Raw genomic sequence first — 22600 nt, 5'->3', positions numbered from 1 at the left:
CCGTTGCGAAGTCCCCAAGCCCGAGAGCGCGCCATAAGCCCCACCCCGGCCCTTGGCGGGGCAAAGGGCGTTCGGGCCGGCCTTGCGGGCGGCAAATCTCTCATAGGGGGTATCCCTCCACTGCGTTCCCCGGGGCCCAGGGCTTTGATCGTCCCTCGGATCATGTGGAGAGGGCGACCGCGCCTCTCCACCCTTTCTTTGGGAAAATCCGGCCAAAGGACCTTCACCCCCCCGCCTTCACGCGGTGGATACCCGACGGACTTGATCCGCTTTCGCAACGATAAACCTGCGATGGCAGGCCGATCCTTGCGCCGCAACAACGGCCGGCTTTCTTTCAAGGGTAGGGTAGGGTCAGCGGGTCGACCGAGAGCAGGCGTTTAAGTTCGCGCAGGGCGAAGGTCGAGCGGGTATGGCGGATACCCTGGATCCGATAGAGCTTTTCGCGCAGGAATTGCTCGTAATGATGGGTGCTGGCGACCGCCAGCTTGACCAGATAGTCGTAATCCCCGGTCACCAGATAGCTTTCCAGCACTTCCGGCATCGCCGACAGGGCGTCGCCGAAGCGGTCGAGCGCTTTGTCGTCGTGTTTGTCGAGGGTGACTTCGATGAAGACGATGATCTCCAATCCGAGGGCGGCGGCGTCGAGGACGGCGACATAGCCGCGAATCGCCCCGCTTTCCTCCAGCCGCTTGACCCGGCTCCAGCAGGGCGAGGACGACAATCCCACCCGCTCGGCCAGATCGTTCATCGTCAGCCGGGCATTGGCGCGCAGTTCGGCCAAGATCTTGCGGTCGATGGCGTCAAGGGACCGCGGGGTGGCCGGGGCGTGAGGCTGCGGCATGGGATCCTGCCATACGATTATTTCACGGGATGATTTTCTGAATTATGCCGGATGAACCCCAATGTTTGGAAGAAAATCCGCAAAAAATCGGCATAGACTTTCTCTAGATCGTAAAGCAAGCGGTCGGCGCGTTCCCGTCCAGAGCGCTCGGACTTTGCTCACGGCGACCCCGGTCGGAGGGAAAGACGATGGCGGCGAAAACCATGGACTTCGCGGGACCGGCGGTCTCGACCGGTTTGGGCGGCCTGGGGCCGACGCGGGTGTCGGGCGCGGCGCTGATGGCGACGCTGCTGTTCCTGGGGGCGCCGTTGTTGTTCGCGGGCAATATGCTGGCCGCCCGGATGATGCAGGGCGTGCTGCCGCCCTTCACCCTGGCGTCGGCGCGCTGGGCGCTGGCCGCCCTGGTGCTGCTGCCCTTTGTGCGCCGGGAGCTGTTTGGCCAGCGCCGCGCCGCCCCCGGGCGCTGGCGGGCTTTGGTGCTGCCGGCGGTGCTGGGCGGGGCGCTGAGCGTTGGTCCGCAGTATTGGGCGGCCCATTTCACCTCGGCGGGCAACATCGCCCTGGTCTTCGCCATGACGCCGTTGCTCGTCGCCCTGCTTGACCGGCTGGCCGGCGGGGCCCGCCTGGGCGCCCCGGCGCTGGCCGGCATGGGGCTGGCGATCGCCGGCATCGCCACCGCCTCGTTCCAGGGCAGTCTGGCCCGGCTGCTGGCGTTCCAGATCAATCCCGGCGACCTTCTGGCCGGCCTTGCCGCTCTGGCCTGGGCCGGGTACACCGTGGCGACCCGCCGGCCGCGCGCCGGGCTGTCGGGGCTGGCCTTGCTATGGGGCGTCGCCGCCGGCGGCGCGCTGACCCTGGCGCCGGCCGCCGCCGTGGAATGGCTGGTGCTGGGCGTGCCAAGCCTTAGCCGCGAGGCGGTGCTTGGCGTGGCTTTCCTGGCGATCGTTCCCAGTATCGGCGCCTATCTGGCCTATGGCCGGCTGATCGGGCTGGTCGGTCCGGTGGTCGCCGGAACCTCGATGTATCTGATCCCGCTCTATGCCCTGGCCCTTGGCGCGATGGTGCTGGGCGAAGCCTTGGGTCGCTATCATCTGGCCGCCGCCGCCCTGGTGATCGGCGGCGTGGCGCTGTCGCGTTGGCGTGGGGCAGCGAAAGTGTGCGGGTGAGTCGGCGAGGCCGGCCGCAGGGGCGCTTCTCAAGGAAAAATACGGCTAAATGCCCTGATCCGATTTCTCTTTGGACAACGGTATTCAAATAAGGCAATCTTAAGTTGCTTTTGGGCGATCTTTCTTGAAACAAGAAGGGTTCGCCCCGTTTGGTTTTATGCAAATATAAAAAATTACCCCGGTCGCATACCAAAGGCAGAGGCGGGGCCGGGGTGTCCACGATCAATATGGACTCGGGTTTTTGTTTTTTCAAGCCCGATAAAGAAGAGAGAGCCCTCTCCCATGCGAGCTGTCGATATCGAGGAAGCCCTCTCGTTAGACCGTTTTAAGCGCTATATCCTTTGGGCCGGAGGAAATTCCGAGCAAGCCTTGGTCCTATACACACTCAACACTCAACTTTCCGAGGCTCTTTATCCACCCCTTCAAGCTTTGGAACTCTCGCTGCGATCGTGTCCCGAGGAGTGGTGTAGGAGCGCTGCCAGGATAGCCCCGTAGGGCGGCGTAGTCGGCCGAAGGGGCTATCCTGGCAGGGGCGGTCATCGTGGATCTTCGGTAAAGTTTGGTCACCACAACAAAACCCCAACCGAGGGTGACCACGATGACCGACGAGAGGGGGCACTGCGCACGATGCTGGAAAAGGGGGTCGATGCCGATGTTCTGCGGGACATGATCGGCTTTGCCGCGCACCGTCTGATGGAGTTGGAGGTGCAGGCCCGTACCGGGGCGGCTCTGGGGGAGCGCTCGCCGGACCGGCTGGCGCAGCGCAACGGGTACCGGGATCGCGATTGGGAAACCCGGGCCGGGACCGTGGAGTTGCGCATCCCGAAGGTGCGCAAGGGAAGCTATTTCCCTGGGTTCCTGGAGCCCCGGAGGATGGCCGAGAAGGCTCTGACCGCCGTGATCCAGGAGGCCTACATCCAGGGTATTTCCACCCGTTCGGTCGATGATCTGGTGCAGGCTATGGGGATGTCGGGGGTGTCCAAAAGCCAAGTCAGCCGGGACTGTCAGGAATTTCGTGTGCGGGCGGGCGGTTGAACATTACGGCGCCCATGGGCGCGGTCAAGCGATTCCGCGAAAATGAGTCTGCCCCCTTTTCGCGTTCAAGATAACTACCGTGAATACCTAGCAGCCTTGTTTACGGCATCAATCCGTCAAACCCCGCCTTCTGCGCCGCACGCCTCGCCCTCCGCGAGCCAGGGCCGATGAAGCGTGACTTGGTCTGATACGACGGCCAAAATCGCATGTACGACCATGGAACCGTCGTCCGGGCCTGCATCCTCCGATTCATCCAGAGGCTCGATTTTCCACGTCATTCGGTTTCGCTTTCCACCTTCTGTGTGATAGTAGACTGCGCGGCACCGCTTATCAGCGGGCTCAGTGACTACCGCAGTGTGGTCAACCTGCAAACCTTTCGCTTTAATTGCACAAAGCTCCCCCATGTAGGGCCGTCCAGCGATATGATCGCAATCTCCGTAATCTTGACCGCAGATTGAGCATTCTTGCTCCTGCACAACGTATCCAGCACTAAAGAAAAGTTGCGGTGGAAATACTAATTTTTCTATTTGCTCCATTTTATCTCTAAATTCTTTGACCTTGCTGAAATCTTCATGAGCGTCTATTGCGGAATCAGCGTAACGTTGCGCTAACACTAGGCAATCCCACGCGTTGTCAGGGTTTTCTTGCTTCAAATACAGCCACATACATATCTGAGAGCGTAACGCCAAAGCAGAATATATAAAGCCAAGAAACAAATTAGCCGCGTCTTCAAATTGGTGGGAAACCGCCTGCTCTTTATAGTTGGCCGCAACGTAGACGAGCAATTCAAGCCTGTCGCACGCTTCCCTTTGCAGGCCGCTATCTCTGGTCATGTGAGCCATAACAGAGCACTCATCCAGCTCTTTATTTAGCTGCTCAACCAAATCATTGATATTAGTCAAACGACACCTCCCGAATAATGTCTGGAAGAGAAGACATACCCGCAACATCGCCCTCATAAGTAATTAATTTACAGTTTTTGTTGCTCTGCTTCTCGACTACAATATTGAGTTTGACGGTATTTTTTCCCTGAGAGGTCTTGAAAAAATCGTAGAGAAAATTTGATATTAAATTCAATGAAACGGAGACGTAATTTGCATTATCACTTATTACTCCAGCCCCAATAAAAATTAGTGGGCCAACCCATTCGAAGCCATTATTCTGAATATAGGGAGCTTTAAAAGGCTTGCTGTCGTCGGTCGGAACGTTTTCCAACCTAAAAAGTTTGCGAACAGTATCGGCCTCTGATCTTTGGAGAAAGTCGGCGGCAGTTCTAACGGTGGCAAAATTTTCCGGAAGCACCGCTATCTTTTCTAGCGCAGGACATCCAAGCGCTATCGCTTGCTCGGCCACATTTACAAAATCAGCCACTGTAACACTCATCGTAAACTCCAAAATGTGCTGCTGCCGGTTTGATGGACGGCGCCCAGCATGTGGGCATCCAAGGATCGTGTCCCATTGCGTGGTGTAATAGGGTGGTCGCCGATCCGGCACCTGATTGATCCCGGCTTCGGCCATTCTGGAATTCTGATGGGGGAGCAAATCGTCGTCGCGCTCTGGTCCAGAGTGCTCGGGATTTGCCCTAGCGGTTCACCACCGCCAAGGCCTCCAGCGCCCGGACGCGGGCGTGGGCGTGGTCGATCAGGGGGGGCGGGTAGGTTTTACCCAAGGTCACTCCGGCTTGGCGCAAGATCAACGGCGGTGCCTCCCAGGGGCGATGGATCAGCGAGCTCGGCAGATCGGCCAGCTCGGGCAGCCAGCGCCGGACATAGGCGCCTTCGGGGTCGAAGCGCTCGCCCTGGGTCACCGGATTGAAGATGCGGAAGAACGGCGCGGCATCGGCGCCGCAGCCCGCCACCCATTGCCAGCCGGCGGCGTTATTGGCCGGGCAGGCGTCGACCAGGGTATCCCAGAACCAGCGCTCGCCGTGCTGCCAGGGGATCAGTAGATCCTTGATCAGGAACGAGGCGGCGATCATCCGCACCCGGTTGTGCATCCACCCGGTGTGCCACAGCTCGCGCATGCCGGCATCGACGATCGGATAGCCGGTCTCGCCGCTTTGCCATGCCGCCAAAGCCGGGCCGATCTCTTTGGCTTCGGTCCAGGGGAAAGCCAGGAATTCGGCTTTGAGCGGCTCTTCGGCCATGGTCGGCGCCTGGAACAGCAGGTGATGGCAGAACTCGCGCCAGCCCAATTCGCGCAAAAAGGCGTCCATGCCGCCACCGGGGGGGTGATGGCGGGCCGCCGTCCACACCTGACGGGGGGAGATTTCGCCAAAGCGCAGATGGGGCGACAGCTTCGAGGTCAGCGGCTTGTCCGGGCGGTCGCGGCCGCTGGCGTAATCGGCGACCGGTCCGTTAAAAAAGGCCTCAAGGCGGGCCTGGGCGCCGGCTTCCCCCGGTTGCCAAGTATCGCGCAGCCCGCCGGCCCAATCGGGCGTGGTCGGCTCCAGCGACCAATCGGCCAGGGAGTCGCTGGCCGGCGGCGGATCGTCCACCGGCGGGAAGCTGTCGGGCGCGGCCAAAGGCAGTCCGGGATCCAGCGTGGCCGAGAGGGTTTTCCAAAACGGCGTGAACACCCGGAAGGGCCGGCCGGTTTTGGTGGTCACCGCCTCGGGCCGGTGCAGCAACCCGCTGTCGAACAGCCGGACCGTCAGCCCGGCCACCCGCAGCACCATGAACAGATCGTCATCGCGCAAGCTGTCCATGCCGTACAGACGGTTGGCGAACAGGGCGGCGGCGTCGGTCTCGGCGGCGAGCTCGGGAACCGCGCTCAACGCCTCGCCCCGACGCAGCACAAGGCGGCCGCCGCGCTGGGCGATGGACTCGGCGAGCGAGGTCAAGGACCGCCCCAGCCACCAGCGGGTCGCCCCGCCCAGCGGGCGGTGGCCATCCGAGGTGCTGTCATCAAGCAGATAGAACGGGATCACCGGCGCCCCGCTGTCGAGGGCGGCGCAGAGGGCCGGATTATCGGCCAGCCGCAGGTCGTCGCGAAACCAGACGAGGACGGGGATGGTCATAGGGGTTCTCCGGCAAACCAGATCAAACGGCGTTAAACCAGATTCATGTAGCGCGAAGACCTTGATCTCGCTTTAACGATTTAAGGTTTTAAACGGAAAAGTAGTTATTTCCCACTCCCTTACAGCTCCAGGCGCTCAGGGTTTGGCGGGGCGGACGGTCAGGCTTTCCACGATCAATTGGGCGGCGGGCAGCCCACGGTCGAAATCATTGTCAGGCGCGGTGTAGATCAGAATATGGGCGACCGGTATATCGGTGCGGGCGATCGCCACCACCCAGCTTCGCATCGGCTCGCGCGCTCCCATGAAGCGGATGACCGCCTGTTCGCCATCGGCGCCCGGGCCATCGTTGACATAGTGGAAGGGCGCTTGGCGCAGGCGCTCGTGATTGACGGTGCGCGCCTCGATCGCCCGCAGGGTTTCGGTCACCAGCACCGCCGTTCCGGCCACCGGGTCGTCGGGTGCCGGGTTCTGCTGATTGGTCAGCGTCAGCGCCGTGTACCAATCGGCCCCGCCCTTCGCCCCGCCGAGGACCACGGTATGACCATCGACGGCGGTGAGCGACCATTGGGCGGGATAGCGCAAGCTGACGCCCATGCCCTTGGGCGTGGCGTCGCTGACCGCTCCATCATGGTCGCCGCTTTCGCCGCCGCCCTGGTCCTCGGTCGCGGCGGGGGCGCCGGGTTTGAGGCCGGGAGGCGAGGGGGCGGCGCTGGCCTGGGCGATCATCCCCAGGCCGATCAGGCCGGCCAGCCCGCCGAGGACGGCGCGGCGCAGGCGACCGATCATCGGGTCTGGCCTTCTTCGACGATCCCTTGGCCCGGCGCGATCAATTGGGCACGCAGGCCGGAGAGGAACTCGGCCAGTTCGGCCTGATCGTAGCGTTGCCGTTCGCCCACGCCCCAGACCGGCCCGGGCCAAGCGCCGTCGTCGGGGCGGCGGGCGATGATGTGGATGTGAAGTTGGGACACCTGATTGCCCAGGGCGCCGATGTTGATCTTATGGGCGCCGCTCAGGGTCTTCAAGGTGGCGGCGGCATGGGCGACCTCGCGCCACATCTTGTCCTGGTCCTCGGCCGGCAAATCGAAGATCTCGACCAGTCCGGGGCGATCGGGGATCAGCACCAGCCAGGGAAAGCGCACGTCGTCCATCAGACGCACCTGGGACAGCGGCCATTGGGTCACCGGGTGGGTGTCCGCGGCCAAGCGCGGGTCCAAATCGATCATGGCGAAGATCCTTCGTGAACCCTCCGAAGGCCGCGCGGACCGCCGGGGGAGGAAATGATGCGAACCAACGGGCGCGATGGCCGGGCGTTGCCAGCGCCGGGTCGGCTCGTTAGGGTGCGCCGCAGCGTGAACTCCGCAGGAAACGATAGTCTTCCCGCCGGGGCAAGCAAGAGCGTACCGCGCGTCCAGCGCAAAACCATACCGCGCTTCCAGCGCGCCGTCTGTTCCGCGCTTCCAGCGCACTGTCCGTCCTGCGCTTCCAGCGCACTGTCCGTCCTGCGCTTCGAGCGCAAGCGCTATAAGGGGAAGGGTTCGCCTCATGGCAAGCATGCCATCGCTGCGCGACCGGGTGTTTTCGGCCTACGGTCTGCTTATTCTGCCCCAGTTCCTGTGGGCGACCAACGCCATCGTCGGCAAGATCGCCGCCCAGCACGCCATTCCGCCGGTGGCCCTGGCCTTTTGGCGCTGGGTTCTGGCCTTTGCTTTTCTGCTGCCCTTCGCCTGGAGCGCCCTGGTCGCCGACCGCGCCAAGCTGCGCGCCCATTGGCCGATGGTGCTGGTGCTCGGCGCCCTCAGCGCCGGGGCCTATAACGCCTTGATGTATGCGGCGCTGGCCACCTCGACGGCGATCAACGTCACCCTGGTCGCCTCGGCGATGCCGGTGGTGATGGCCCTGCTCGCCCGGGTTTGGCTGGGCGAGCGGTTGAACGGCCGCCAGGGGCTGGGGATCGTCATTTCCGCCCTGGGGGTGGTTGTGGTGGTGGCGCGGGGCGATATCACGGTTTTGCTGTCCCTGGCGCTCAATCGCGGCGATCTTTTGATGCTGCTGGCGATGGCCAGCTGGTCGGTCTATTCGGTGCTGCTGCGCCGCCATCCCCTGGGGCTGAAGCCGGTTTCCCTGCTGGCCGGGCAAATCGGCGCCGGCGTCCTCGTGCTGGTGCCGATCTATGCCTGGGAAAGGGCGGGCGGGGCGGTTCTGCCGCTTGATCTGACCACCGCCTGGGTGCTGCCCTATACGGCGATTTTCCCGGCGATCTTCGCCTTTTACTTCTGGAACCGCGGCGTCGCCGCCGTCGGGCCGTCGATCGCCGGGGTCTATACCAATCTCATGCCGATCCTCACCGCCCTGCTCGCCGTCTGGCTGCTTGGCGAGGAGTTCGCTTGGTACCATATGGCCGGCCTGGCCCTGATCCTGGGCGGCATCGCCTTCGTCACCGGCCTGCCGCGCCGAAGGGCGGGGGCGTAACCCGGTCCGCCGCTGGCCAAAAAGAAACCCCCGGAGCAAGTCCGGGGGTAAAGTCGGAACAGGGAGGTTTCACGTCTGGGAGACGTAGGACACCGAAAAAGCGGCGCCCTGGGTGCCGGGTCGCCCCGGCAAAATGGCGGCACAAGGGAGGAGAGCCACCAAATCTCATCGCTCTGGATCCGGTCAATACCGTGTCATCAAGCGGTGACCCAATGTTTAAACGGTAGTTCCCATAGTAACCATGGGGTTTTGGGCAAGCAGGCCATGCGGTCGGCGCATGGCTATGGCCCTTTTCCCGCAGCCCTGGGAAAAGTGTTCAAAATCAGTCTTTTGATCGGGTGGTTCGCGGGGGTCAGGCCAGACCGGAACTGCCCAGTTCCTTGATCAGAAAATCGCGGAAGACCGCGACCCGCTTGCTGTGGCGCAATTCCTCGGCATAGACAAAGAAGATCTGCATCTCGGGGCCGTGTTCCTCGGGGAGGATCTTGACCAGAGTCGACGCCTCGCTCGAGAAGTAATCGGGCAGGGCGGCGATGCCCAGGCCGCTTTCGACGGCGCGGAACATCCCATAGATGTTGTTGACCTTAAGGATCGGCTTGCGCGCCCGCCCCTCGCGGGTGCCCGCCGTCAGCAGCCAGCTCATATTGGCGACCGGCGGCTTGAACTCCTCGCCATAGACGACAAGGGCGTGATCGTCGAGATCCTCCACCCGCCGGGGCGTGCCGTGCTTCTTCAGGTAATCGGGCGAGGCGAAGACATGATAGGGCATGCTGAAAAGCTGGCGCTGGATCAGGTCGGGCTGGCGCGGCGGCATGAAGCGCAGGGCCACGTCGGCCTGACGCATCGCCAGATCCAGCTCGGTATCATTGAGCGCCAAGGTGACATCGATATCGGGATAGCGGTCCATGAAGCGCTTGATGCGCGGCGTCAACCAGATGGCACCAAAGGACAAGGTGGTGGTGATGGTCAGCGGCCCTTCCGGCCGCTCCTTGGTCTCGCCCAGCTTGGCCTCGACGGTGGCGAGCTTGCCAAAGACATCGTGAACCGTATCAAACAGCAACTCGCCCTGTTCGGTCAGGATCAGACCCCGGGCGTGGCGATGGAACAGCGCCACCTTGAGGCTTTCCTCCAGGGCGCTGATTTGACGGCTGACCGCCGATTGACTGAGATTGAGGGCTTCCCCGGCGTGGGTGAAACTGCCCGCTTCCGCCACCGAGTGGAAGACGCGCAGCTTATCCCAATCCATATTGCCCGGCCGTTGCGCCATGCCCCGTTTTCCGCTCGCCGCTTTGGCCGATCCGGGGCTCCCTCCCCAAACCACGCCGGTCCATCCCTGTCAGCAGGCCAAACCGCCAAAAGGGCGTGGAACGCCCCTTCGCGGTCGGCTTGCCGGTCTTGTCATTCCTGCGTCAAAGCCAGGAAGTGATCCGCTTCAATGGCGGCCATGCATCCCGTTCCGGCCGCTGTCACGGCCTGTCGGAAGATATGGTCCTGAACATCGCCGGCGGCGAAAACCCCGGGCACGTTCGTTGCCGTGCTGTCGGGCGCCGTAATCAGATAACCGTTGTCATCGCAGTCAAGCTGGCCGGCGAACAGCGCGGTATTGGGCGTGTGGCCGATGGCGATGAACACCCCGTCGCAGGAAAGCTCCGACAGCGCGCCGGTTTGCGTATCGCGCAGGCGCACCCCGGTGACCCCGGGGGGATCGCCGCCGCCCAGGATCTCCTCGACCGTGCTGTTCCAGACGACGCCGACCTTGGGGTTCTTGAACAGGCGGTCCTGCATGATCCGTTCGGCGCGCAGGCTGTCGCGGCGGTGGATCAGCGTGACCTTGCTGGCGTGATTGGTCAGATAAAGCGCTTCCTCGACCGCCGTATTGCCGCCGCCGACGACGACGACCTCCTTGCCGCGGAAGAAGAAGCCGTCACAGGTGGCGCAGGCCGAGACGCCCAGCCCCGACCAACGCTTTTCGCTTTGCAGTCCGAGCCAGCGGGCCGAGGCGCCGGTGGCTACGACCACCGTGTCGGCGATATAGGTGTCGCCCGAATCACCCTGGCACACGAAGGGGCGCTTGGACAGATCGGCGCTGATGATCAGATCATCGATCATCTCGGTGCCGACGGCGCGGGCTTGGGCCTGCATCTGCTCCATCAGCCAGGGGCCGGAAATCGCCTCGGCGAAGCCCGGGTAATTCTCGACGTCGCTGGTGATGGTCAACTGACCGCCGGGCTGCAGGCCGGCGACCAGGATCGGTGCCAGATTGGCGCGGGCGGCATAGATGGCGGCGGTGCATCCGGCGGCGCCGGAACCCAGAATCAGGACTTTAGTGCGATGTTCGGCCATTGGTCTTCCGGGGCTGTCGGAAAAGACGGAGAGGAGTATAAAGGATAGAGGGCCCGTCCGCCGGGGTAAAGCAAAAGCGGTAACCGCGCCCGGGTACCGCGCCCGGGGCGGAAGGGGCCTTACCGCGTCCCGGTCCTAAAGGCGCTCGGCGTTGGCCGAAAGATAGGCCGCGACCCCCTCGGGGCTGGCGGTCATCCCCGGATCGCCGGTCTTCCAGCCGGCGGGGCAGACTTGGCCATGGGCGTCGTGAAAGCGCAGGGCGTCGATCATGCGCAGGGTTTCATCGACATTGCGGCCCAAAGGCAGGTCATTGACCGTTTGATGGCGGACGATGCCGCCGCGATCGACCAGGAAGCTGGCGCGCAAGGCGACGCCGGTTTCCAGCAGCACCCCGAACGAGCGGGCGATCGCCTTGCTGATGTCGGCCACCATCGGAAAGCCGATCGGGCCCAGGCCGCCCTCGGCGATCGGCGTCTTCTTCCAGGCGAGATGGCTGTATTGGGAATCGACCGAAATCGCCACCACCTTGGCCTCCTTGGCGGCGAAGGCGGGCAGGCGGTGGTCGTGGGCGAGGATTTCCGAGGGACAGACGAAGGTGAAATCCAGCGGATAGAAGAAAATCAGGCCATAAAACCCCGCCAGATAGTCCTTCAAACAGAAATCTTCGACAATGGAATTGTCCGCCAGCACCGCCGGGGCGGTGAAATCAGGGACCGGCCGGCCGGTCAGGGTACCAACACTTTCGGTCATCGCGGATAAATCCCTGGATTTTGGCGATGGGGCTCCATAAAAAGCGCCCCGATACGAGCCACCCCCGCCCACAGGGGCTTCCACCCGTGCAGCGCGCTTTGTATGTCGGGTAGCAGACCTTAAGCCGCAAGGGGGGTGGTCGCGGCCGTGGGGCAAGGGGTATTCTCGTTGCGCGGTCCGGGTGATTACGTGTAATTTCCTTTCTCGTATCGACCGACACCGATAGCTTGAAGGCAGGGTTTTCATGGCGACACAGCGCGTTAAGCTGGACCGCATCGACCGCAGGATTCTCAACGATCTCCAGAGCGACGGCCGGATGACCAACGTCGATCTGGCCAAGCGGGCGGGCATCTCGGCGCCCCCGTGTTTGCGCCGCGTTCGCGCGCTCGAGGAGGCCGGGTTCATCCGGGGCTATCACGCCGATCTCGACGCGGTGTCGCTGGGCTATAATGTGACGGTTTTCGCCCATGTCGGCCTGAATAGTCAGGCCGAATCCGATCTGCGCGCCTTCGAGGATCTGGTGGCGAGCTGGCCCGAGGTGCGCGAATGCCACATGCTGGCCGGCGAGACCGATTTCCTGCTGAAGGTGGTGGCGCGCGACTGGGATGATTACCAGCGCTTCCTGACCTCGCGTCTGACCCCGGCGCCCAATGTCGGCCATGTGAAATCCGCCCTGGCCATTCGCACCGGCAAGCTGCAACCCGGCGTTCCCGTTGCCGAGACCGATCCCGACGACTAAGTTTTCTCGCCGGCCCCGCGTCGGCGAAGCCAAAAATGGACGCTGGCGGAACGGGGAACGGTCCTTATCTTCTGTGTAAATCCATGCGGGAGGGGGCGATGACGACGGGCAAAGGCAATAACGGCGGGGCGTGGACACGGCGCGCGGTCCTGGGGACGGCGGCCGGCGTGGTCGCCGCCCTCGGCTTGGGCGCGGGTCGGGCGCGGGCCGCCCGGCGGCTGAAGGTGGTGACCACCTTCACCATCATCGCCGATATGGCGCGCAATGTGGCCGGGGAAGCCGCCGATGTGGTGTCGATCACCAAGCCCGGCGCCGAAATCCACACCTATCAGCCGACCCCGGGCGACCTTATGCGGGCGCGCGGCGCTGATCTGGTGCTGTGGAACGGCCTGAATCTGGAATTGTGGTTCGAACAGTTCTTTGAAAACCTGGGGGACGTCCCCGGTGTCGTGGTGTCGCAAAAGGTGGTCCCGATCGGCATCGGCGAGGGCCCCTATGAGGGCAAACCCAACCCCCATGCCTGGATGTCGCCGACGGCCGCCCTGCTCTATGTCGATACCATCGCCGAGGCCCTGGCGACCCACGACCCGCAAAACGCCGCGCTCTATCGCGACAATGCCGCAAGCTACAAGCGGCGCATCGAGGAGACGGTGGCGCCCTTGCGGATCGCCCTTGCCGCCCTGCCCGAGGAGCGGCGCTGGCTGGTGACCAGCGAGGGGGCCTTCAGCTACCTCGCCCGGGATTTTTCGTTGCGCGAGCTTTATCTGTGGCCGATCAACGCCGACCAGCAGGGCCGCCCCCAGCAGGTGCGCAAGGTGGTCGACGCCATGCGCGCCCAGGCCATTCCCGCCATCTTTTCCGAAAGCACCATTTCTTCGGCCCCGGCCGAACAGGTGGCCCGGGAAACCGGGGCGCGCTATGGCGGCGTCTTGTATGTCGATTCCCTGAGCGGGCCCGAGGGGCCGGTTCCCAGCTATCTTGATCTGCTGCGCGTCACCATCGAAACCATCCTTCACGGGCTGGCCCCGTAAGGGGGCGGCCGTGGTCGCCAGGTTTACCCGGAGGAGCCATTCTGCCCTTGTCCTCGCCCTCGGTCGTTTCGGCGCCCTATCCCTTCGGTATCAAGGTTACCGGGGCCAGCGTCACCTATCGCAACGGCCATACGGCCTTGCGCGATGCCTCCTTCGAGATCCCGACCGGCACGGTCACCGGTCTGGTCGGCATCAACGGCAGCGGCAAATCGACGCTGTTCAAGGCGATCATGGGCTTCGTGCCCCTGTCGGTCGGCTCCATCGCCATTCTCGGTCTGCCGGTGCGCGAGGCCTTGAGGCGCCATCTGGTGGCCTATGTCCCGCAAAGCGAGGATGTCGACTGGACCTTTCCGGTTCTGGTCGAAGACGTGGTGATGATGGGCCGCTATGGCCACATGAACCCGCTGCGCATCGCCCGGCGCGCCGATAAGTCGGCGGTTGACCAGGCGCTTGAGCGCGTCGGCATGGGGGCCTTGCGCAAGCGCCAGATCGGCGAATTATCGGGCGGACAGAAAAAGCGGGTGTTCCTGGCCCGCGCCCTAGCCCAGGACGGCCGGGTCATCTTGCTTGACGAACCCTTCACCGGCGTCGATGTGACCACCGAAAGCGAGATCATCACCTTGTTGCGCGCCCTGCGCGCCGAGGGGCGGGTGATGCTGGTCTCGACCCATGATCTGGGCAGCGTGCCCGAATTCTGTGACCGCGCCGTTTTGCTCAACCGCACGGTTCTGGCCAGCGGGCCGACCGCCGAGGTGTTCACCCGGCGCAATCTGGAAGCGGCCTTCGGCGGGGTTCTGCGCCATGTGGTGCTTTCCGATCGCGGCCAGGGCGGGGATGGCGCCGGTCAGCGGCCCCTTGGCGTGCTGTCGGACGACGAACGTCCCTTGGTTCTCTACGACGACCCGCCCGAGGGCGGGGAGGCGCCCAAGGGCGGCGGAGCGCCGCGATGATGGCCCTGCTCGCCCAGCCGTTCGCCTATGACTACATGATCAACGCCATGTGGGTGAGCGCCCTGGTCGGCGGCGTCTGCGCCTTTTTGTCGTGCTTCCTGATGCTCAAGGGCTGGTCGCTGATCGGCGACGCCCTGTCCCATGCCATCGTGCCCGGCGTCGCCGGGGCGGCGATCATCGGCCTGCCGTTTTCCGTCGGCGCCTTTCTGGCCGGTGGGCTGGCGGCGGGGGCCATGCTGTTTCTCAACCGGCGAACGCGGCTGAAGGAAGACGCGATCATCGGCCTGATCTTCACCTCGTTCCTCGGGTTGGGATTGTTCATGATCTCGCTCGATCCGGCCTCGGTGAACGTCCAGACCATCGTGCTGGGCAATATCCTGGCGATCACCCGGGGCGATACCCTGCAGTTGGTGCTGATTTCAGGGATTTCCTTGGCCGTTTTGCTGGCCAAATGGAAAGATCTGATGGTCGCCTTCTTCGATGAAAGCCATGCCCGCTCGGTCGGGCTCAATCCGGCGCTGCTGAAGGGCGTTTTCTTCACCCTGCTCAGCGCCTGCACGGTGGCCGCCTTGCAGACCGTGGGCGCCTTCCTGGTCATCGCCATGGTGGTCACCCCCGGGGCCACCGCCTATCTGCTGACCGACCGTTTTCCCCGACTGATCGTCCTGAGTGTTGGCCTGGGCGTGCTCAGTTGTCTGATCGGCACCTATCTCAGTTTCTTCCTGGATGGGGCGACCGGCGGGGTGATCGTGGTTTTGCAGACCCTGGTCTTCCTGCTCGCCTTTTTGTTCGCCCCCAAGCACGGGCTGCTGGCCGCCCGCTTGCGGGGACGCCGCATGCGGGAGGCCGGCCGATGACCGGATCCTGGCTGGAAACCCTGCTGCTACCCTTTACCGTGCCCTTCCTGCGCGATGCGATGATCATCGCCCTGCTGGTCGCCGTGCCGACCGCCCTGCTGTCGTGTTTCCTGGTGCTCAAGGGCTGGGCCCTGATGGGCGACGCCATCTCGCATGCTGTGCTACCCGGGGTGGTTCTGGCCTATGTGGCCGGCCTGCCCTTGGGGGTGGGGGCTTTCGCCGCCGGTCTGGGCTGCGCCCTGGTGACGGGCTATCTGAAGGATAACAGCCGCATCAAGCAAGACACGGTGATGGGAGTGGTGTTTTCGGGCATGTTCGGCCTAGGCATCGTGCTCCATACCAGCATCCGCACCGATGTTCACCTTGATCACATCCTGTTTGGCGACATGCTGGGGGTCGGATCCTCCGATCTGCTGGAAAGCGGCCTGATCGCCCTGCTGGTGGTCGGCGCCATCGCGCTCAAGGGCCGCGACCTGCTGCTCCACGCCTTTGATCCCCAACAGGCCCGCGCCATCGGCCTGCCTGTCGGCCTGTTGCACTACGGCTTGCTCTGTCTGCTCGCCCTGACCATCGTCGGCGCCTTGAAGGCGACGGGGATCTTGCTGACCGTCGCCTTGCTGATCGGGCCGGGCGCCATCGCCTTTTTGTTCACCCGGCGGTTTTCATCGATGCTGCTGGCCGCCGTGGTGATTTCGAGTCTCGCCTCGGTCCTCGGCGTCTATATCAGCCTGTTCCTAGACAGCGCCCCGGCGCCGACCATCGTTTTGCTGCTGACCTTGACCTTCATCGCCGCCTTCATGGTCTCGCGCCAGCGCGACCGCCAACGGGCCCGGGGCGTCGATCGTCCCGTGTGAGGGCGGGCCGGTGTGAGGGTGGGCTCCTCAGGCGTTGAGCAGGGTTTGGCGGGGATTGGGGCTCCCCCACCAGTCCAAACGCCAGATCGCGCCTTGGCGCAGGCTCTGCACAAGGTCGGGGTGGAAGGCGACCAGACAGGTTCCGCCGGCGTGGCGCCGCGAAGGATAGACGATGCCGTTGCTGGCGCTCTCGCGGCGCAGACGGCCGGCCAAGGCCTGCCCCGGCCCATAGGCGAGGGCGGGGTCCTCGGCCAGCGCCGGCTCGTCCGCCCCGTCGTCGCCGCGCAGGTCATGGAAAAGACCGATGAAATCGGCGAGCAGGACGGCGTAATCGGTGGTGTTCTCGAAGCGGCCGATGGCGGCCAGTTCGCGTCCCAGATGATAGGAGACCTCGGCCAGGGCGGTTTCCACCGTAAAGGCGCAATACCAAGCCCCCCGATCCTCGCCATTGAAGCGGTTGCCGCCCGGCCGGGTATGGGTAAAGGCGGCGTTGATGAAGCTATGGCCCGGTCGGCCGAAAACCAGTTCCCGGGGGTCGAGATCGGCCATGCCCAGGCTCTCGGCCTCGATCCGGCCATTGGTCACGCTTTCCAGGGCGGCCAGATCATCCAGGGCCCGGGGCGTCGCCGCCAGCGGCTGAAGCACCGGCTCCTTCAGGCGCGCCGTCGGGATCAGGCGGACGGTATCGCGCTGGGCCAAAGGGATGGTCGGCGGCGGGAAGAGGCTCACAATCCGCCACGCAGGGCATCGATATGGCGGCGCACCGCCAGCATCCGGGGAATGCCGCCTTCGATCATGCCATCAAGGGGGCGCTGACCGTGATAAAGCGGACTGGCGTTGGGCAGGCCGATCCACTCCTCGGCCAGCGGCGAGGAAAACAGCAGGCGCAAGCCTTTATAGAGGCCGATCAAGGCGCTGATCCGGGTCAGGGCATCTTGGGAAAGCGTTCCCGACCATGTTCCCTTCTTCATGCGGAACCACGTTCTTTCGGAAACATCGCCAAGAAGGGCGCAGGCTTCGGCCGTGCTCAGCCGCCAAATCGCGACAAGGCGGACAAAGCCGTCGATCGCCGCCGGGGTCAGGCGCCCGCGCGTCGGTCCATCGGCGAGGCTGGGAACGCCGGCCCCCAGCGGGTCGCCGGTTCCCCGCAGGGGCGTAAGCGCCGGGGTCATCCCTCTTCCTCCAAAGCTGCCCTTTGGCATCTTATCTGCTGCCAGATGGCAGTCTTTTCAAGGGGGCGGCAGGAAGGCGTGATCGTGGGGGGCTATTGGCGGTGGGGAAGCCGGTGGGCTCCTAAATGTCGAGTGTTCGCTGGGTGTCTTCGGGAGGCAGGGGCAGGTCCCAACTACTGATCGTCGGAATCTTTGCCGCCTTGGCGAGCGTCACGACACCCTCATCGTCAGTATAGATAGAGGACGCATTGCCCACGATCGCGATGGCGGCTATTTGCCGATCGACCTTTACCTTCTGCCAGGGCGCGAGGCTACCGGATCGTTTATCGCCGGCGGCGATGGCGGATGCTGTCATTGCCGCAAGCTCGACGGCGCTACGGAGATCGAAAGGCAAGATCCGGAAGCGGCTGGTATTGTTGATAACGCTGAGATAGCGGGGGCCGGCGGACCCCGCATGAACCAATATTTCGGCGATGACCGGGGTCGGGATACCGATGGCCTCCCGCTGTTTGGATAACGTTGCGATCAAGGCTTCGACACGGTCCTTGGCGCGGGTCAGCGGCCGCCCTGTCGCCGGGTCTTTTGGAACGTCCACATCGGGATCAAGGAGAAGCAGCAGAAAATTGGCGTCGAAGATCACCATTAAGGCGTGATCTCCTCACCACGGATGTCACGTAAGACCTTTAAGGGACGAGTGACATCCCGCCAACCGTTCCCGTCAATGTCGCGTAAGCGCGCCACCACCGACTCAAGGGGCGCGTCATCTAAAGGCTCAAAAGAAGTGATAACGAATCGCTTTAGCGTCCACCCGTCATTCGCTTCGCGCTTCCACCGTCCTTCGCCATGGGCTCGGATCGGGCTCTGGAACAAATACTTCGCGACATCGCGGGCAATCGCTCGGGTGGCAACGCAGTTATGGACGAACAGCGCCGGGCCAATTTCCTGGAGATGGATAGGGACCAATTCGCCAAGGCCGCCGACTTTGATCGGGATGCCGTCAAAGCTCCCGGGCTGGGAAAACGTTCCGTAATCCAGGGATTTTGGCCGCTTTCCCCCGGTAAACGCGATAACCACAAGATCCTGACCCGAGGTCAGAACACCGGTGGCATTATCGTTGGCAAGCATATTGTCAATAAGATGGTGCGCTTTGACCGCATCGGCGGGGGCGTTCCCAAGGCGAAGAGACGCCAAGCGATCTTCTACTTTGGGCCGATCTTCTAAATCGACGCGATGAACTATTTCGATGCTGCCCGGGTCAAGACGAAGGAAATGCACACTCTTCTCGTTGCCAAGAAGGGCGGCCAGCCCCGCCATGTACTCCGCCAAACGCGCCATCGGGATCGTGTCCGGTCGGAAGGCGTCTATCTTGAACCTCAGGTCATCCACGGCAGCCTCCTACGCCTGCTGACTATATGGGAGAAGACCCCGCGTCCACCAAGACCGCAGGTTATCCTCTCCGAGGACGCCTGCGATAATCCCGCCGCCCGCCTGCGGGCAAAGAAAAACCCCCGCCGGAAGCGGGGGTGAGAGCGGGAAGGGAGGGGAGGGAGAGGGTCAGCCGAAGCGGACCATCGTCACTTCATAGAACTTCGAGCCACCCGGGGCCTTGACCTCGATGGAATCGCCGACCTTTTTGCCGATCAGCGCCTTGCCGATCGGCGAGGCCACGCTGATCCGCCCGGCCTTGAGGTCGGCTTCGTGGGCACCGACGATCTGATAGGTGGTCTGTTCCTCGCTGTCCTCATCAAGCACGCTGACGGTCGCGCCGAAGCGCACGGTATCGCCGCTCAGCTTGCTGATGTCGATCACCTCGGCCCGCGAGGTCACATCCTCGAGTTCCTTGATTCGGCCCTCGATGAAGCTCTGGCGTTCACGGGCGGCGTGGTATTCGGCATTCTCCGAAAGGTCGCCGTGGTCACGGGCTTCGCTGATCGCACGGATCACCGCTGGCCGGTCCACGGACTTCAAAGACTTCAATTCTGCCTCCAGGCGGGCAAGCCCGTCGGGAGTCATGGGAATCTTCTCCATGGGAACGGATCCTTAAAATACAATGGTCCATGCCGTCGCGCGGCACCCCGCCACGCGACGCTTCGCCTAATCCCCCCTGCGGCGGTCAGGAAACTTTAAAGTATTCCTGTAACGGAGCCACTTCAAGATGACCTTGCCGCAAGGCGGTCATGGCCTTCACCGCCGCCGTCGCACCCGCCACGGTGGTGTAATGGGGAATGTTCCTCATCAGAGCCGTGTGGCGGATGTCGAAGCTGTCTTTTTGCGACTGGATGCCCTCGGTGGTGTTGAACACCAGATGGATATCGCCGCTGATCATGGCGTCGACGCAATGGGGCCGGCCTTCCAAGACCTTGTTGATCACCTCGACGCTGAGACCGTTCTCGGCCAGCAGGGCGGCGGTGCCCCGCGTGGCGACCAGGCGGAAGCCCAGTTCGGTCAATTCGCGGGCGATTGGCATGATGGCGGCCTTGTCGCCGTCGCGCACGCTGATGAACGCCGTCCCGCCCTCGGGCAGGGTGACGCCGGCGCCAAGCTGGGATTTGGCGAAGGCGCGGGCGAAGGTGGTGTCGATGCCCATCACCTCGCCGGTCGATTTCATCTCGGGGCCAAGCACGATATCGACGCCGGGGAAGCGGGCGAAGGGGAACACCGCCTCTTTGACCGCGACATGGGCGAGGCGCTTGGTCACCAGCCCGAAGGAGGCGAGGCTTTCGCCGGCCATCACCCGGGCGGCGATCTTGGCGACGGCGACGCCGGTCGCCTTGGCGACGAAGGGCACGGTGCGGCTGGCGCGCGGATTGACCTCGAGGATGTAGATATCGCCGTCCTTGATGGCGAACTGGATGTTCATCAGGCCGCGCACGTTCAAGCCCTTGGCCAGGGCCTCGGTCTGCTTGGTCAGTTCGGCGATGGTGGCTTCATCAAGGGAGTAGGGCGGCAGCGAACAGGCCGAGTCGCCCGAATGGATGCCCGCTTCCTCGATGTGCTGCATGATGCCGGCGATATGGGTGGTCTCGCCATCGGCGATGGCGTCGACATCGACCTCGATGGCGCCTGACAGATAATTGTCGATCAGCACCGGATCATCGCCCGACACCTTCACGGCGTTGACCATGTAGTCGTTGAGTTGGGCCTCGTCGTGGACGATCTGCATGGCCCGGCCGCCCAGAACATAGGACGGGCGGATCACCACCGGATAGCCGACGCGGGTGGCGATGGCGCGGGCCTGTTCGACCGACAGCGCCGTGCCGTTGCGCGGCTGGCGCAGGGCGAGCTTGGCGATCAGCTTCTGGAAGCGGTCGCGGTCCTCGGCCAGATCGATGGCGTCGGGCGAGGTGCCGAGCACGGGAATGCCGGCGGCTTCCAGGCCGCGGGCGAGCTTGAGCGGCGTCTGGCCGCCGTACTGGACGATGCAGCCGAGCAGCGTGCCGCGCGCCTGTTCCTTGCGCGCCAGCTCGACCACGTCTTCGATGGTCAGCGGCTCGAAATACAGCCGGTCCGAGGTATCGTAATCGGTCGACACGGTTTCCGGATTGCAGTTGACCATGATGGTCTCGAAGCCGGCGTCCGACAGGGCGTAAGCGGCGTGGACGCAGCAATAATCGAATTCGATGCCCTGGCCGATGCGGTTGGGGCCACCGCCCAGGATGATGATCTTGGTGCGGTCGGAGACCTCGGCCTCGCATTCGGCCGGGGTCAGGCCGTCGCCCTCGTAGCACGAATACATGTAGGGCGTGCGCGAGGCGAATTCGGCGGCGCAGGTGTCGATGCGCTTATAGACCGGATGGACGTTGAGCACCTGACGGCGGAAGGACACCTCGGTCACCGTCTTGCCGGTCAGCTTGGCGAGGCGGGCGTCGGAGAAGCCCATCTTCTTGACCCGGTGCAGGGAGACGGCGTCGCCCGGCAGGCCGTTTTCGCGCAGCCGCCGTTCCTCGTCGACGATCTCCTTGATCTGCTCGAGGAACCAGGGGTCGTAGTAGCAGATGGCCCGCACTTCTTCGACCGTGAAGCCCTGGCGCAGGGCCTGGGCGATGATCAGGATGCGGTCGGGGCGGGCCTTGGACAGGGCGGCGCGGATGGCGTCCTTGCCGTCCTGACCGGCCGATCCGGGGATCTCGACCTCGTCCAGGCCGTCAAGGCCGATTTCCAGCGAGCGCAGGCCCTTTTGCAGGCTTTCCTTGAAGGTGCGGCCGATGGCCATGGCCTCGCCCACCGACTTCATCGACGACGACAGCAGGGCCTCGGTATCGGGGAACTTCTCGAAGGTGAAGCGCGGCAGCTTGGTGACCACGTAATCGATGGTCGGCTCGAAGCTGGCTGGGGTGACGCCGGTGATGTCGTTGGACAATTCATCCAGCGTATAGCCCACCGCCAGCTTGGCGGCGATCTTGGCGATGGGGAAGCCCGTGGCTTTCGAGGCCAGCGCCGAGGAGCGCGAGACCCGGGGGTTCATCTCGATCACCACCAGCCGGCCGTCCTTGGGGTTGACGGCGAACTGCACGTTCGAGCCGCCGGTCTCCACGCCGATTTCGCGCAGACAGGCGATCGAGGCGTTGCGCATCACCTGATATTCCTTGTCGGTCAGGGTCAGCGCCGGGGCCACGGTGATCGAATCGCCGGTATGAACGCCCATCGGATCGATATTCTCGATCGAGCAGACGATGATGCAGTTGTCCGCGCGGTCGCGGACCACCTCCATCTCGTATTCCTTCCAACCCAGGACGCTTTCCTCGACCAGGATCTGGCGCACCGGTGAGGCGGCGAGGCCGCTGGCGACGATGCGGTCGTATTCCTCGCGGTTGAAGGCCATGCCGCCGCCCTGGCCGCCCAGGGTGAACGACGGGCGGATGATGACCGGCAGGCCGATCTCCTCGAGCGCCTGACGGCTTTCCTCGATGCTGTGGACCAGGGCGCTGCGCGGGCAATCCAGGCCGATCTTGCGCATGGCGTCGCGGAATAGCAGGCGGTCCTCGGCCTTGGCGATGACCTCCTTATTGGCCGCGATCATCTCGACGCCGTATTTGGTCAAAACGCCGCGATCGGCCAGGGCCATGGCGGTATTGAGCGCCGTCTGGCCGCCCATGGTCGGCAGCAGGGCGTCGGGGCGCTCGCGCTCGATGATGGCTTCGACGATTTCTGGGGTGATCGGCTCGATATAGGTGGCGTCGGCGGTTTCCGGGTCGGTCATGATCGTCGCCGGATTCGAATTAACCAGGATCACCCGATAGCCCTCGGCGCGCAGGGCCTTGCAGGCCTGGGCGCCGGAATAATCGAATTCGCAGGCCTGGCCGATAACGATGGGGCCGGCCCCGATGATCAGGATGCTTTTGATGTCCGTGCGTTTGGGCATGGGGTTCCTCGG

The 22600-nt window shown here is 63.7% G+C and carries 22 protein-coding genes and 1 pseudogene; 8 read left to right on the top strand and 15 right to left on the bottom strand.

Annotated features, from left to right (window positions below):
* Positions 1–334 precede the first annotated feature (334 nt).
* A complete protein-coding gene (locus tag RRU_RS15000; protein ID WP_011390656.1) occupies positions 335–841 on the bottom strand; it encodes an Lrp/AsnC family transcriptional regulator in 507 nt (168 codons plus the stop codon).
* 188 nt (positions 842–1029) lie between these two features.
* Here RRU_RS15000 and RRU_RS14995 point away from each other — a divergent pair, with 188 nt between their 5' ends.
* Positions 1030–2007 carry a DMT family transporter gene (locus tag RRU_RS14995; protein WP_011390655.1) on the top strand — a complete coding sequence of 326 codons (978 nt, stop codon included), beginning with the start codon at positions 1030–1032 and terminating at the stop codon, positions 2005–2007.
* A 598-nt stretch (positions 2008–2605) separates the two neighbouring features.
* A pseudogene (locus RRU_RS14990) lies at positions 2606–3030 on the top strand (transposase); the annotation flags it as partial.
* 128 nt (positions 3031–3158) lie between these two features.
* Here RRU_RS14990 and RRU_RS14985 read toward each other — a convergent pair.
* The 5 genes from RRU_RS14985 to RRU_RS14965 all read right to left on the bottom strand — a co-directional run bounded on the left by RRU_RS14985 (position 3159) and on the right by RRU_RS14965 (position 7284).
* The gene (locus RRU_RS14985) at positions 3159–3944 is read right to left on the bottom strand and encodes a hypothetical protein (protein ID WP_148265480.1); all 786 of its coding nucleotides are present in this window, start codon (positions 3942–3944) and stop codon (positions 3159–3161) included.
* Positions 3937–4560, bottom strand: coding sequence for a hypothetical protein (locus RRU_RS14980; protein WP_164922588.1), 624 nt, complete (start codon positions 4558–4560; stop codon positions 3937–3939). Before RRU_RS14980 ends, RRU_RS14985 begins: the two co-directional genes overlap by 8 nt.
* 64 nt (positions 4561–4624) lie before the next feature.
* Positions 4625–6061, bottom strand: a complete 1437-nt coding sequence (locus RRU_RS14975; protein ID WP_011390653.1) for a cryptochrome/photolyase family protein — start codon at positions 6059–6061, stop codon at positions 4625–4627.
* A 135-nt stretch (positions 6062–6196) separates the two neighbouring features.
* A complete protein-coding gene (locus RRU_RS14970) occupies positions 6197–6847 on the bottom strand; it encodes a hypothetical protein (RefSeq protein WP_011390652.1) in 651 nt (216 codons plus the stop codon).
* Positions 6844–7284 carry an HIT domain-containing protein gene (locus tag RRU_RS14965; protein WP_011390651.1) on the bottom strand — a complete coding sequence of 147 codons (441 nt, stop codon included), beginning with the start codon at positions 7282–7284 and terminating at the stop codon, positions 6844–6846. The genes RRU_RS14970 and RRU_RS14965 overlap by 4 nt, the downstream gene beginning before the upstream one ends.
* A gap of 319 nt (positions 7285–7603) precedes the next feature.
* Here RRU_RS14965 and RRU_RS14960 point away from each other — a divergent pair, with 319 nt between their 5' ends.
* On the top strand, positions 7604–8530 hold the full coding sequence (locus RRU_RS14960) for a DMT family transporter (protein ID WP_011390650.1): 927 nt from the start codon (positions 7604–7606) through the stop codon (positions 8528–8530).
* Positions 8531–8882: 352 nt separating this feature from the next.
* Here RRU_RS14960 and RRU_RS14955 read toward each other — a convergent pair whose 3' ends face one another.
* From RRU_RS14955 to RRU_RS14945, 3 genes are all read right to left on the bottom strand, one after another.
* On the bottom strand, positions 8883–9797 hold the full coding sequence (locus RRU_RS14955) for a LysR family transcriptional regulator (protein WP_014626469.1): 915 nt from the start codon (positions 9795–9797) through the stop codon (positions 8883–8885).
* 131 nt (positions 9798–9928) lie between these two features.
* Positions 9929–10873 (bottom strand): thioredoxin-disulfide reductase, encoded by a 945-nt coding sequence (trxB, locus tag RRU_RS14950; protein WP_011390648.1) that lies wholly within the window; start codon positions 10871–10873, stop codon positions 9929–9931.
* A 135-nt stretch (positions 10874–11008) separates the two neighbouring features.
* Entirely contained in the window at positions 11009–11623 is a 615-nt protein-coding gene (locus RRU_RS14945; RefSeq protein WP_011390647.1) for a peroxiredoxin, read from the bottom strand.
* Between the two features lie 244 nt (positions 11624–11867).
* Between RRU_RS14945 and RRU_RS14940 the strand changes: the two genes are divergently transcribed.
* The 5 genes from RRU_RS14940 to RRU_RS14920 all read left to right on the top strand — a co-directional run bounded on the left by RRU_RS14940 (position 11868) and on the right by RRU_RS14920 (position 16054).
* Positions 11868–12362: an Lrp/AsnC family transcriptional regulator gene (locus RRU_RS14940; protein WP_011390646.1), complete on the top strand. Its 495-nt coding sequence runs from the start codon at positions 11868–11870 to the stop codon at positions 12360–12362.
* Positions 12363–12460: 98 nt separating this feature from the next.
* A complete protein-coding gene (locus RRU_RS14935) occupies positions 12461–13393 on the top strand; it encodes a metal ABC transporter substrate-binding protein (protein ID WP_011390645.1) in 933 nt (310 codons plus the stop codon).
* Positions 13394–13440: 47 nt separating this feature from the next.
* Complete coding sequence (locus RRU_RS14930; RefSeq protein WP_011390644.1) at positions 13441–14343, top strand: manganese/iron ABC transporter ATP-binding protein; 903 nt, start codon at positions 13441–13443, stop codon at positions 14341–14343.
* A complete protein-coding gene (locus tag RRU_RS14925) occupies positions 14340–15200 on the top strand; it encodes a metal ABC transporter permease (protein ID WP_011390643.1) in 861 nt (286 codons plus the stop codon). Before RRU_RS14930 ends, RRU_RS14925 begins: the two co-directional genes overlap by 4 nt.
* Positions 15197–16054 carry a metal ABC transporter permease gene (locus tag RRU_RS14920; protein WP_011390642.1) on the top strand — a complete coding sequence of 286 codons (858 nt, stop codon included), beginning with the start codon at positions 15197–15199 and terminating at the stop codon, positions 16052–16054. The genes RRU_RS14925 and RRU_RS14920 overlap by 4 nt, the downstream gene beginning before the upstream one ends.
* A 27-nt stretch (positions 16055–16081) precedes the next feature.
* Here the strand turns inward: RRU_RS14920 and RRU_RS14915 are convergent, their stop codons facing one another.
* The 6 genes from RRU_RS14915 to carB form a co-directional block, all read right to left on the bottom strand.
* Positions 16082–16783, bottom strand: coding sequence for an RES family NAD+ phosphorylase (locus RRU_RS14915; RefSeq protein WP_011390641.1), 702 nt, complete (start codon positions 16781–16783; stop codon positions 16082–16084).
* Positions 16780–17226 carry an antitoxin Xre-like helix-turn-helix domain-containing protein gene (locus tag RRU_RS14910; protein WP_011390640.1) on the bottom strand — a complete coding sequence of 149 codons (447 nt, stop codon included), beginning with the start codon at positions 17224–17226 and terminating at the stop codon, positions 16780–16782. The genes RRU_RS14915 and RRU_RS14910 overlap by 4 nt, the downstream gene beginning before the upstream one ends.
* Before the next feature lie 121 nt (positions 17227–17347).
* On the bottom strand, positions 17348–17869 hold the full coding sequence (locus RRU_RS14905) for a hypothetical protein (protein ID WP_011390639.1): 522 nt from the start codon (positions 17867–17869) through the stop codon (positions 17348–17350).
* The gene (locus tag RRU_RS14900) at positions 17869–18612 is read right to left on the bottom strand and encodes a hypothetical protein (protein WP_164922586.1); all 744 of its coding nucleotides are present in this window, start codon (positions 18610–18612) and stop codon (positions 17869–17871) included. Before RRU_RS14900 ends, RRU_RS14905 begins: the two co-directional genes overlap by 1 nt.
* A gap of 168 nt (positions 18613–18780) precedes the next feature.
* On the bottom strand, positions 18781–19254 hold the full coding sequence (gene greA, locus RRU_RS14895) for a transcription elongation factor GreA (RefSeq protein WP_011390637.1): 474 nt from the start codon (positions 19252–19254) through the stop codon (positions 18781–18783).
* Positions 19255–19339: 85 nt separating this feature from the next.
* Entirely contained in the window at positions 19340–22588 is a 3249-nt protein-coding gene (carB, locus tag RRU_RS14890; protein WP_011390636.1) for a carbamoyl-phosphate synthase large subunit, read from the bottom strand.
* Positions 22589–22600: the final 12 nt, after the last annotated feature.

This window comes from Rhodospirillum rubrum ATCC 11170 (genome assembly GCF_000013085.1).
Lineage (GTDB): Bacteria > Pseudomonadota > Alphaproteobacteria > Rhodospirillales > Rhodospirillaceae > Rhodospirillum > Rhodospirillum rubrum.
Note: the sequence above shows the minus strand (reverse complement) of the source record. Positions and strands in the feature narration are given on the sequence as shown.